Origin of the sequence: uncultured Neglectibacter sp. (genome assembly GCA_937958185.1) — a bacterium.
Lineage (GTDB): Bacteria > Bacillota > Clostridia > Oscillospirales > Acutalibacteraceae > Acutalibacter.
Window position 1 is genome coordinate 68,895 of the sequence record CALFFN010000004.1, and the last position, 9,543, is coordinate 78,437.

Sequence of the window (9,543 nt, forward strand, 5' to 3'; positions counted from 1 at the left end):
AGATGAAAAGATTACGGGCTTTCTGCCTGTTATTGGCTCTGGCGGTAGTATGCACCGTCGGGCTGCTGCCGGAGGTAAATGCTTCCGCCGCCGAAACGCCCACCTCTCTGGGCTTTGCCGCCCACGGCATCAAAGCCCACCGGGACGGCTGGCTCTACGTATACGGCGGGAAAGGGGAGGTGATCTCCGGGAAGGTGCGGGGCAGCGACTGCGCCGGGCTGTTGTACGCCTACTTCTCCGATGTGGGCGCTTTGGGCAACTGCCGGGGCGGCGCCACCACCCAGGTGGAGGACAACTGCGTGTTCTCCAACGACATCAGCGAGGGCATTCCCAACATTCACGGGCTGGCGCTGACCATGCCGGACTACCATGACCCGGGCAGCGGAATCTATGGGCATATCGGCATTTATATCGGCAACAATGAAGCCGCCGACAACAGCGACACCAACTACAATATGCGCCGGGAGCCCGTTATCGGCAGCGACAGGAACTGGAACGCGTGGCACGTATTTGACAACGGCATGAAATACCCGGTAGACGGCTGGTACCAGCTGGACGGGAAAATGGTGCACTACACCCGCTACGAATACGACGTGAACACCACCATAGACGGCTACCGGCTGGGCAGCGACGGTTACGCCTGCGATGAAACGGGAAAGCCCGCGCCTGTAAACACTGCCATTCTCAGCACCCAGTACGCCTCAGCGACACAGGTAGCCTCCTATCTGCGCACAAAGTACAGCGGCAGGGACAGCACCTATGAGCTGATCTATGGCGGAACTCCCGACCCCGCTCCCGGCTACAACGGCAGAGTGACGGGCAGCGAGGTGCGGCTGCGCCAGGCTGCGAACACAAGCTCCGGCATTGTCACCGTGCTGTCCAGGGGCAGCAGCGTGAATATTCTGGAAGAGGTCACGGGGGAAACCATCTCCGGGAACGGGACCTCCACCAATAAATGGTATTCCGTGGTCACGGCAAACGGACAAAGCGGCTATATCTGCTCCCTGTACGTGGAACGGCTGTCCGATGTGTCCCCCACCGCCGCCCCGGTCATCAAGGCGGCGAACGGCTATGTGACCATCACCGCCGCCCCCGGCATGGATATCTACTACACCACCGACTGCTCCACCCCCACGGAGCTTTCCACGCCCTACACCGCCCCCGTGTACCTCACCGGGTACACCTTTAAGGCGATCGCTGTCGGCAACGGCGTGAAAACCCCGGTCGCCACTGCCACCGTGCTTTCCAACAGCAGCGTATTCACCGATTTCACCACAAAAAGCTGGTACTTCCCGGTAGTGGACCAGGCAGTAAGCGACCAGATTTTCCGGGGCGCAGGCGACGGCACCTTCCACCCCACGGAAAAAATCACCCGGGCGCAGTTCGTCATGGCGCTTGCCAATCTGGACAGGGCTGACCTTTCGCTGTACGAGGGCGGGACAAGCTTCAGCGACCTGGCAGGGCTGGACGCCCGGACTAAGCTGGCGGTGAGCTGGGCGTCTGAGCACGGCTATGTGACCGGCGCGGGCAACGGCACCTTCCGCCCGCTGGATCCTATCAGCCGGGAGCAGATGTGCACCATTCTGGCGCGGTACGCCGGGCTGGAGCGGGACGATTCTTCCCCCCGCTTTGCGGACGATGGGCAGATCAGCGCCTGGGCAAGGGACGCCGTATACGCCTGCCGGGACAAGGAGCTTATCAGCGGCATCGGCAACAATCGGTTCGACCCCAGGGGCACTGCCAGCAGGGCGGAAGCCTGTGTAGTCACCACGAACCTCTATCATTCCAAAGATGTCCCGGTCTCCCAATAAAACTACAATATTTTCTGATCTCCTTTTTATAAGCGTCACGTCCGGCTGTCTTCGCCGGGCGTGATTTATTTTGCGCACAGGAAAACCGCCCCGCTGTCACGCGGGGCGGCTTTTGTTATCTGTTTCCGCTTCTTCTCCGAAAAACTCAGGCTTTCTTCAAACGGATCACGTTCCAGGAGGCGGGAGCAAGGCGGGTCTTCAAAATGCAGCCGTCCTGCTCGCTGCGGTCGGTGACGGTCTTGGGCAAGACGGTCTGCCGCTGGGCGGAATTTGTGGCGAAGAAATCGTCATGCTCCAATACGATGTGCTCCGCAAGGCGGTACTCGGGGAAGCTGCGCAGGTCGCTTTCCAGCGTGATGCTGTCCTGCAAATCCCGGTTCACCGCAAAAACGGTAAGCTCCTCCGCTTCATCGTTCCACACGGCAACGGAATCCACATCGGTAACGTCGGTAAATGCCTGGGTATCGTGGCGGGAAGAGCGCAGCGCCGTATCCAGCGCGATACCTCTGCCGTATTTGGAGGCGTGGAGGTAAGGATAGAAAATGGTCTGCTTCCAGGCGGGACCGTTTTCCTCCGTCATGATGGGGGCGATGACGTTCACCAGCTGGGCAAGGCACGCCATGCGCACCCGGTCGGAATGCTTCAGCAGCGTGATGAGCATTAAGCCCACCAGCAAAGCGTCTTCAAAATCGTACTTGTCTTCCAGCAGATGGGGAGCTACCGACCAGGGGCGGTTCTTCATGGTGTCGTCGTCCTCGGCATTGGCGTGGAACCAGACGTTCCATTCGTCAAAGCTCAGCATGATATCCTTCTTCGCCCGCTTTTTTGCCTTTACAAAATCGCAGGTGGAGATCACCGTTTTGATGAAATGGTCCATGTCGGCGGACTGGGCAAGGAAATTTGCCGTGTCGTTCAGGCGGTTCCCGTAATAGGTGTGGAGGGAGATGAAATCCACCGCGTCATAGGCTTCCTCCAAAACGGTGGCTTCCCACTGGGGGTAGGTATCCATGCCGGTATTGGAGCTGCCGCAGACCACCAGCTCTACAGAGGGGTCGATCTGCCGCATGGCTTTGGCGGTCTCGTCCGCCAGACGACCGTACTCTGTGGCGGTCTTGTGCCCGGTCTGCCACGGTCCGTCCATTTCGTTGCCCAGGCACCACGTCTTGATGTTGTGGGGCTCTTTTATCCCGTGGGAAATTCGCAGGTCGCTGTACTTGGTGCCGGAGGGGTGGTTGCAGTATTCCAGCAGGTTGCAGGCGGCTTCAATGCCCCGGGTGCCCAGGTTCACCGCCATCATCACATCGGTGTCCGCTTTCTTTGCCCAGCTGGCAAATTCGTTGACGCCCACCAGATTGGGCTCGGTGCTGCGCCATGCCAGCTCCAGCCGGCGGGGGCGCTCCGCTACAGGTCCCACGCTGTCTTCCCAATAAAAATTGGAGACGAAATTGCCGCCGGGGTAGCGGACGATGGGCACGCCGATCTCCCGCACCAGGTCCAATACGTCCCTGCGGAAGCCCTCCTCATCGGCGGAGGGGTGGTCGGGCTGATAGATGCCGCCATAGACCGCGCGCCCCAAATGCTCGATAAAGGAGCCGTAAATGCGCTTGTCGATGCGGCTGATTTGAAAATCCCTGTCCAGGGTGATCCTGGCAAACTTTTTTTCCATAGGGGAAGATTCCTTTCCTGTGTTTCGGATTGATAGGTCTTTGCTCCAATGATACGCTGAAATTTTCTGAAAGTCAATCCGGCTTTTGTGGAATCTGACAAAAATCAGGATACAAATTTGGAAAATCAAGTCCTTTCTTTTTCCGGGAAAGTAGGCTATGCTTAAAATGGTATCAGAATATTCCAAGGAGGAGCTTTATGGAGTTTCAGGAGCTGATCGATTCCGCGCTGGAAGTGCTGAACCCCCGGAGAATTTCCGAGGATATTGAAGTGGGCGGCGTAGCCGCCGCGTTGGTAACAGACAAGGGGAACGTCTACCGGGGCGTGTGCATCGACACGGCTTGCAGCATGGGCTTTTGCGCCGAGCACGCCGCCATCGCAGCCATGGTCACCGCCGGGGAGAGCCGGGTGGAAAAGATCGTGGCGCTGGACTGGGACAAAAAGGTGCTTCCCCCCTGCGGGCGGTGCCGGGAGTTCCTGATGCAGCTCGGCAACCCGGACTGTCAGGTGATGGTCGGGGAAAACACGGCCGTGCCCCTGAAGGAGCTGCTCCCCCATTACTGGAAAGAAACAGAGAAATAGTAAGGCGTGTTTACCATGCTCTGAAAAAGGAGGATTTTTTATGAAGCTGACACATCTGCGTACAAATCACGTGACAAAGCCCCTGGGATTGGAGCTGCAAAAGCCTGTTTTCTCCTGGGTCGCGGAGGAGACCGCTGCCAAAAAGCAGACCGCCGCGCAGATCACCGTAAAGGACGGCGCCGGGAAAACGGTGTTTGACAGCGGCAGGCGGGAGGACATTTCCTCCCTGGGCTTCGAGGCGGACATGAGCCTTACCCCCCGGACGCGGTACACATGGGAAATCACCGTCTGGGCGGATAACGGCGACAGCGCTTCCGCTTCCGACTGGTTCGAGACGGCAAAGGAGCAGGAAGCGTGGGAAGCAGGCTGGATCGCCGCCGACTTTTCCGATAAGGAGCGGCATCCTCTGCTGGCAAAGGATTTTACCGTTTCCGAGGAGATCGAAAGCGCCCGGGCATACGTCTGTGGGCTGGGCATTTACGAGCTGGAAATAAACGGCAGAAAAGCCGGGGACGAGTATCTTCTGCCGGGCTATCACTGCTATGACGCCAATCTGGAATACCAGACCTTTGACGTGACCGGGCTTCTGACCGCCGGGGACAACACCATCGGTCTGGCGCTGGGTCCCGGCTGGTACAAGGGCGACATCGTGTTCGACCGCTACCACAACCTGTACGGCGACACCATGGAAGCCATCTGCGAGCTGCGTATTTTGAAAAAGGACGGCACGGAGCAGGTGGTCGTTTCCGACGGCAGCTGGAAAAGCTATCCCTCCCCCGTCACGTTCAGCAATATCTACGATGGAGAGCATTTTGACGCGCGCAGACAGGTATCCGGCTGGTCTTCTCCCCACTGTGCCGCAGAGCATGGCGGCGTGACCCTGCGGGACGAGCAGAGGGCGCTCACCGCCCGGCTGAGCCCGAAAATCGTGAAGAAGCAGGAAACCGCCCCGGTGGAGATCATTTACACGAAAAAAGATGAAATCGTGCTGGATTTCGGGCAGAACATGACCGGCTGGGTGGAGTTCACCTGCCGGGAGCCCGCCGGGACGGAAGTGGCGCTGACCTACGGCGAGGTCATGCAGGACGAGTGCTTCTACCGGGACAACCTGCGCTCCGCAAAGGCGGAGTACCGCTATATTTCCGATGGCAGACCCGCCAGGGTGCGCCCCCATTTCACCTTTTACGGCTTCCGCTTTGTCAAGGTGGAGGGCGTCAAAGATGTACGCGCTGAGGACTTTTCCGCCTGCCATATCCGCTCGGACATCGATCCCATCGGCAGCATTGAAACGGACAATCCGCTGGTGAACCGGCTGTTCCAGAACGCCATGTGGGGGCAGTTCGACAATTTCCTGGACGTGCCCACCGACTGCCCCCAGCGGGACGAGCGCCTGGGGTGGACGGGAGACGCCGCCATCATCTCCGCCACCGCCTGCAAAAACATCTATATGCCCGCTTTCTTCCACCACTTCATTCAGAATGTGGGTCTGGAACAGCAGTGCTACGGCGGCTCTGTGCCCTTCTTTGTGCCCGCGCCGAAGCCGAAAACCGCGTCGGACGCGCTGGGGATTGACCTTGACCCCGCGGACTTTCTGGCGCTTGCTCCCGATGACAAGGCAGGGCTTAATGCCGCGCTGGAAAAGTACCCGCCGCTGAAAGCCGCCATGGAAAAGCTGCCGCCGGAGGAGCGCCCCGCCTATCTGGAAAAAATCGTGCAGGAAAATATGTCCTTTATCAAGAGCAACGACAAGGGGACCGCCATCTGGAGCGATGTTGCCACCATGATGCCCTGGGCGGTTTATGAAAATTACGGCGACAGGAATTTCCTGCGCCGGGAGTACCCGGTGATGAAGACCTGGGTGGAGCGTATCCGCCGGGACGACAGGCTGGACGGCGACCGGGGGCTGTGGCTCCGCGGCTCCCAGCTGGGCGACTGGCTGGCGCTGGACCGGGAAGACGGCGACACCCAGAACCCCTTTGGCGCCACCGACCTTGCCTATACCGCCACAGCGTTCTACTGGTACTCCACGTCCCTCACCGCCAAAGCGGCAAAGGCGCTGGGCTATACCGGCGACCAGAAGGAATACGAAGGGCTGTGTGAAAAAATCAGGGGAGCTTTCCTCAAGGAATATTTTGAAGCCGACGGCACGCTGAAGATACACGCCACCCAGACAGCCTGCGTGCTGAGCCTGTTCTTCGGGCTGTATCCCGATGGGAAGCGGGACGCGGTGCTGAACACCCTGAAAACGCTGCTTCAGGAGAATGGAATGCACCTGAACACCGGCTTCTGCGGCACGCCCTTCCTGTGCCGGGCGCTGTCCGACAACGGCGCCAACGAGGACGCGTACACCCTGTTCCTGAATAACGACTACCCCAGCTGGCTGTATGAGGTGAAGATGGGCGCCACCACGGTGTGGGAGCGGTGGAATTCCATTCTTCCCGACGGCTCCATCAGCGGCACGGGCATGAACAGCCTGAACCATTACGCCTACGGCTCTATTGCCGACTGGATGTACCGGGACCTTTGCGGGCTGAACCCCTGCGAGGACGCGCCGGGCTACAAAAAAGCTGTCATTCGCCCCCTGCCCGACCCCCGTATCCGCTTTGCCCGGCTGCACATGGATTCCGCCGCCGGACGGTACGAGGTGGAATGGCGCTATGACGGCGAAGCGCTCCACTACGCGGTCACGGTCCCCTTTGACTGTGAAGCGGAGCTGTGCCTGCCGGACGGCACCACCCACTGCCTGACTGCGGGCAGCTATCAGTTCTGATGTTCCAAGCTGAAAAAAGCAGAAAAATTCCCCGGTTTGTAAAAGCCGGGGAATTTGCTGTTTGCGCGCTTTTCGGTATGTTTATTCGCTCACCGCAGAAGCGGACGAAGTGGGCGCAGAGGACGTACTCGCTGTGGAAGATGTGCCGCTGCTTGCGTTGTTGCCGCTGCAGGCCGCCATCGTCAAAGCCATAGCCAGAACCATCAGTGCTGCAATTGCCTTTTTCATTTTGAGTCCTCCTTTTTGAAGATTTGGCTGCCCGGGCAGGAAAAGCTTTCCAAAAGCCCAGGGCAGGGTCGGACAGTGCCGACCCTTTATCCATATTGAGGATACTCCCATTTTATTACAAAAATTTTTTCGTTCTTTTACGATTTTCTTACCGGCGGCTGTGAAAATTGTGAACTTTTGTAACCAATTGAAAAAACGTTCGCCCCCGCCGCCTTCAAGCTTCCCCACTGGAGCAAAGCGGCAGCTCCGCCAGCTCCCGGAAAAAGCCCTTCTCCCCGCGGTACCAAAGCCCGTTTACCTTTACCCCATCGTCCCAAAGTTCGTATTCATAAGAACCGCCGGAGGTTTCGATGCGCAGCACCGGGCTATTTCCCCCTGTGGCAAAAGGGAGGTCAAAGTGCCACCACTGGAAGCGGAAGGAGTTCAGTTGTTCGATAACTCTTTCCTTGTCTTCCTTTTCCTGAAGCGTCGCTTCCCGTCTGCCCGCGTCCCAGTTTTCCACGGTGATTCGCTCCACCTCCGCCGGATCGAGGAAAAACACCCTGCCGGTAAAGGGAATATATTTCGTACAGGCGGTAAACCGGGTGCACATGAGGAGCTGATAGGCAAGAAACAGAACGCCCAGAACAATGATCCCGGATCTGTGCCGCCGGAGAAATTTTTTAATTTGCAACATGGTCCCCCCTTAAAAGCTGACTTCCCAATATTTGCCGCTGTATGGGATAGTAGAAATTTCCTATCCGCATTCCCTCAAACGGTATGACCTGTTTTCTGGTAAAAACAAAAATAAACAGGGCACGGCACCAGTAAACGGAAAATTTTGCAAATTTATTTTTTTATGGTAATGCAAAAATTAGTGTTTGTCAATATACTTTTGCACATGATTTTTGAAGTATTTTTGAAAATCTATTTACAAATTGCCGAAAGTGCGCTATACTCTAAATAAATTGAATATCAAGAAAGGAACCCAACCATATGCTGAGTGAACGTGAAGCCGCCGAATTTAAGCGGGGCCCGCTTCAAATGATGACTCTTTTTCTTTTGAAACAGCGGGATATGTACGCCTATCAGATCTCGCAGGAAATGTACCGTCTCAGTGAAGGAAAATTTTCCGTAGCAGAAAGCTCTTTCTACATTCTGCTCTATCGGCTGGTGGACAAAGGGTACATCTCCAAACAAAAGGAAACGGGTGTGAAGAAGCCCCGAACGTTCTACCATCTGGAACCTTCCGGCGAGGATTTTCTCACCGACCTGATGCTGACGTATACCACCATGTGCGATGGTATCGCCAAAGTTTTTGACAGCATCTTCTCCGAAAGGGCTGGAGGTGCGTCCCATGAATAGTTCCGTACAGGATCAGTTTTATCGAGAGGTTTCCTGTCTTCTTGTCGGCTCGCGGCAAAAAAGAAAAGGGTTCCTCCAGGATTTGAGAAATGATTTGAACGCCTACTGCACCGAGAACCCCCATGCCGACCGTTCTGCGATTTCCGACCATTTTGGCGAGCCGCAGGAGCTGGCGGCCGAATTTCTTTCCGGGCAGCGGGAAGCTGTTATTTGTGGGGAACTGCAGCGCCGGAAACGGTTTCATGCGCTGATCGCCCTGATCTGCCTGCTCCTGGTTCTGGGAGTGGGAGTTTACTGTACGGTGGACTACATAGAGAAGCAGAATTACGCCCACGGACGGTTTGTGGAAACGATCACGGCAGATAATCCTGTCAACAGCCAATATGAGCCGTTAGATCATTCCACTGCCACTCGTTACTAATTCATTTTCGGGAGGTCATTTTATGAAAAAGCTGTTGTCCATTCTTCTCTGTATCTGTCTGCTCGGCACCTTCCTGACGGTAAGCGCCGCAGCGCAGGAAGAAGTCCCTCAGGCTCCGAAGACTACCATCGAATATTTCAGCAACGGAGATTATTTTATCACTGTTGTGACACAGGACGCTCCTGTTGGCAGAAGCACCGATACCAGCGGCAGTAAAACGGGAACCTATTACACTGCCAGCGGCACCGCTGTTTGGGACGTTACCGTTTACGGCACATTTTCTTATACGCGTGGCGTGACGTCCACTGCAAATTCCGCCAGCGCAACTGTGTATATCGCCGACAGTTCTGCGAAATTCATCAGCAAAAACGCTTACACCTCCGGCGCTTCCGCTTATGCCACCGCAACCGTATCGTATAAATCTCTTTCCACCACCAAGACGGTGGTGCTGACCTGCGACAAATACGGCAATCTGTACTGATTTTTTACTTTCCCCTTAAAACAGAGGAGAGGGGTGCTTTCATCTGAAAGCGCCCCTCTCCTCTGTTTTTTCTTAATTCATGACAGAAGCAACAACGTCCACAGTTAAAAATCGCCCATGGTATCTCTCCTTTCCATATGCTGCGCATACCGCGGCGGCAGACAAAATAAATATCACACCGGCGGAGCCGGTGGTTTTATAACAGCCCTAAAGGGCAGGATACAGGCACACCCCTAAAGGG

Annotated in this window: 9 protein-coding genes; 7 read left to right on the plus strand and 2 right to left on the minus strand. The window is 56.4% G+C overall.

The genetic code is table 11. The features are described 5' to 3' along the window. The first annotated feature begins 2 nt into the window (after positions 1 to 2). Positions 3 to 1,811, plus strand: a complete 1,809-nt coding sequence (locus AB8996_RS00750) for an S-layer homology domain-containing protein (protein WP_369297059.1) — start codon at positions 3 to 5, stop codon at positions 1,809 to 1,811. Between the two features lie 145 nt (positions 1,812 to 1,956). Here AB8996_RS00750 and AB8996_RS00755 read toward each other — a convergent pair whose 3' ends face one another. Next, positions 1,957 to 3,477: an alpha-N-arabinofuranosidase gene (locus tag AB8996_RS00755; RefSeq protein WP_369297060.1), complete on the minus strand. Its 1,521-nt coding sequence runs from the start codon at positions 3,475 to 3,477 to the stop codon at positions 1,957 to 1,959. A 197-nt stretch (positions 3,478 to 3,674) separates the two neighbouring features. Here AB8996_RS00755 and AB8996_RS00760 point away from each other — a divergent pair, with 197 nt between their 5' ends. The 3 genes from AB8996_RS00760 to AB8996_RS00770 all read left to right on the plus strand — a co-directional run bounded on the left by AB8996_RS00760 (position 3,675) and on the right by AB8996_RS00770 (position 7,075). Continuing rightward, on the plus strand, positions 3,675 to 4,058 hold the full coding sequence (locus AB8996_RS00760; RefSeq protein WP_369297061.1) for a cytidine deaminase: 384 nt from the start codon (positions 3,675 to 3,677) through the stop codon (positions 4,056 to 4,058). Positions 4,059 to 4,098: 40 nt separating this feature from the next. After that, positions 4,099 to 6,828 carry a family 78 glycoside hydrolase catalytic domain gene (locus tag AB8996_RS00765; protein ID WP_369297062.1) on the plus strand — a complete coding sequence of 910 codons (2,730 nt, stop codon included), beginning with the start codon at positions 4,099 to 4,101 and terminating at the stop codon, positions 6,826 to 6,828. Positions 6,829 to 6,889: 61 nt separating this feature from the next. Beyond that, entirely contained in the window at positions 6,890 to 7,075 is a 186-nt protein-coding gene (locus AB8996_RS00770; protein WP_369297063.1) for a hypothetical protein, read from the plus strand. Positions 7,076 to 7,270: 195 nt separating this feature from the next. Here the strand turns inward: AB8996_RS00770 and AB8996_RS00775 are convergent, their stop codons facing one another. After that, positions 7,271 to 7,732, minus strand: coding sequence for a hypothetical protein (locus tag AB8996_RS00775; RefSeq protein WP_369297064.1), 462 nt, complete (start codon positions 7,730 to 7,732; stop codon positions 7,271 to 7,273). Positions 7,733 to 8,031: 299 nt separating this feature from the next. On the opposite strand from AB8996_RS00775, the gene AB8996_RS00780 reads away from it, so the two are divergent. The 3 genes from AB8996_RS00780 to AB8996_RS00790 all read left to right on the plus strand — a co-directional run bounded on the left by AB8996_RS00780 (position 8,032) and on the right by AB8996_RS00790 (position 9,302). Further along, entirely contained in the window at positions 8,032 to 8,400 is a 369-nt protein-coding gene (locus AB8996_RS00780; RefSeq protein WP_369297065.1) for a PadR family transcriptional regulator, read from the plus strand. Between the two features lie 82 nt (positions 8,401 to 8,482). Next, positions 8,483 to 8,821 (plus strand): hypothetical protein, encoded by a 339-nt coding sequence (locus tag AB8996_RS00785; protein WP_369297066.1) that lies wholly within the window; start codon positions 8,483 to 8,485, stop codon positions 8,819 to 8,821. A gap of 22 nt (positions 8,822 to 8,843) precedes the next feature. Further along, on the plus strand, positions 8,844 to 9,302 hold the full coding sequence (locus AB8996_RS00790; RefSeq protein WP_369297067.1) for a hypothetical protein: 459 nt from the start codon (positions 8,844 to 8,846) through the stop codon (positions 9,300 to 9,302). Positions 9,303 to 9,543: the final 241 nt, after the last annotated feature.